This is a genomic window from Bacillus cereus group sp. BceL291 (assembly GCF_051776705.1).
Classification (GTDB): Bacteria; Bacillota; Bacilli; order Bacillales; family Bacillaceae_G; genus Bacillus_A; species Bacillus_A cereus.
Genome location: NZ_JBPWAP010000205.1, coordinates 1 through 1683 on the forward strand (window position 1 = coordinate 1; position 1683 = coordinate 1683).

Here is a 1683-nt window from a genome sequence, read left to right on the forward strand (position 1 = left end):
AAGACCAACTATGAAAAGTCAAGGGGACATTTTCAAAAAATATTGCTAGAGGATTTTGAAAATAAATCCACTGGATTCGATAGGAAGTGGCTAAACGTCTTCATAAAGTATTCATACAACGCTATATCATTTAACTATTGGTTCATCTAAAAAAGGGCACACCAAATAAACCTAAGGGTTTTCAAAAAAATGAAAGAATCAAGTTTCTACTGGTGAATGTGGAGGAACTTCATACGGTTTATTGCTTTTAAGAATGGCGTAGATAATGTAACACAGCTTTCTAGCTACGGCTCCTATACAAACATAGTAGTGCTTTCCTTGCTTTCGTTTCTTTTCATAAAAGGCTTTTAATACAGGGTCATGTTTATGAGCTGTAATAGCCGCCTGGAATAAGGCTCTACGCAAATGAGAAGAACCACGCTTGGATATAGACGTACCTGAGGATTCAAATTGCCCAGATTGGGACACAGAGGCATCGATGCCTGCGTAAGCGACAAGTTTAGATGGTTTGTCAAAGCGGTGTATATCCCCAATTTCACTTAGTATAGTGGCACCTAAAATCGGTCCAACGCCAGGTATTGTCATGATAGGAGTATCTAAATCAATTAAAAGTTGTGACATTTCTTCTTCACACTCTTTGATTTGATCTTCGATAAAACGAATTTGCTCCATCAACATTTTTAGTTGAAAGGAAAAAGCGTTTTTACAGAAGGTAACACCAAACGAATTAGAGGCTAATTCCATTAGTTTGTTGGCTGTTTTCTTCCCAAGTCGGTTACGACTGGTTTGCTCAATTATTTGTGTTAAATCATCAATAGATATCTGTTCATAGTCACTGGGAGAGGAATATTCAAGTAAGATTTGTGAAGAAGTTTTACCAAAAACATCCGAAAAGATGCTTTGGTACTCTGGGAAAGTCTGATCTAATACGACAAGAGCTTTTCGTTTTAAATCACTCATATTACTTACAAGCGCATTACGAAAGCGGCTCATTTGTTTTAGAGCGAACATTTTCTCGTCCACAAGTGGGGTTTCAACAAAACGGCCGAATCGAATGATATCGGCAATCATAGTGGCATCAATGGCGTCTGTTTTCCGCTTTCTAATTTCTGTGCCTTTTCGCCAGGCATTGGTTTGAATTGGGTTTAATACAACGACTGAGAAGCCATGATCCAGTAGAAAAGAATAAACGGCTAACCAATAATGTCCTGTTGCCTCCATTCCAATCATTATTTCTGTAGGAGACTCAATGTATCGGTACATCCAATTTAATAGTGCTTGTCCACCTTCTTTGTGATTCCGAAAGGGAAATGGCTTAGTAATAGGTTTTCCAGTTTGATCGATAATGGACGCATAATGTTTATGTTTAGCGATATCAATACCTAAATAGAACATAGCTTACACCCCTATTTTAATCAGTGTTAGATAGTGTTGTCCTCCTCTGAACTAATAAGCGCTACTACCTCGTAAGAGATACGAAGAATGACCAATGGTCATCAACATCCAACTCATTCGTAAACTACTTATTAGACAGAGGTACCATTCTTTCAACCGAATACAAAGATTCAAGGAGGTGGTCGGCAACACTCTATCTACAAATTTAAGTATCTCATAAAAATAGATACTCTTGGGTTTATAGGTACATCCCGTCCCTAAAAAACCTAACTTAATCATACGAGGAGG

1 protein-coding gene is annotated in these 1683 nt (G+C 37.8%); it reads right to left on the reverse strand.

The window, feature by feature from the left end; all coding sequences use genetic code 11:
• Positions 1-198: 198 nt before the first annotated feature.
• On the reverse strand, positions 199-1395 hold the full coding sequence (locus ACS2CR_RS34065; protein ID WP_000499525.1) for an IS110-like element ISBth13 family transposase: 1197 nt from the start codon (positions 1393-1395) through the stop codon (positions 199-201).
• Positions 1396-1683: the final 288 nt, after the last annotated feature.

Excerpts from the sequence above, each read along its gene's own strand:
- ACS2CR_RS34065 (WP_000499525.1), bottom strand. The coding sequence starts at position 1,395 with ATGTTCTATTTAGGTATTGATATCGCTAAACATAAACATTATGCGTCC.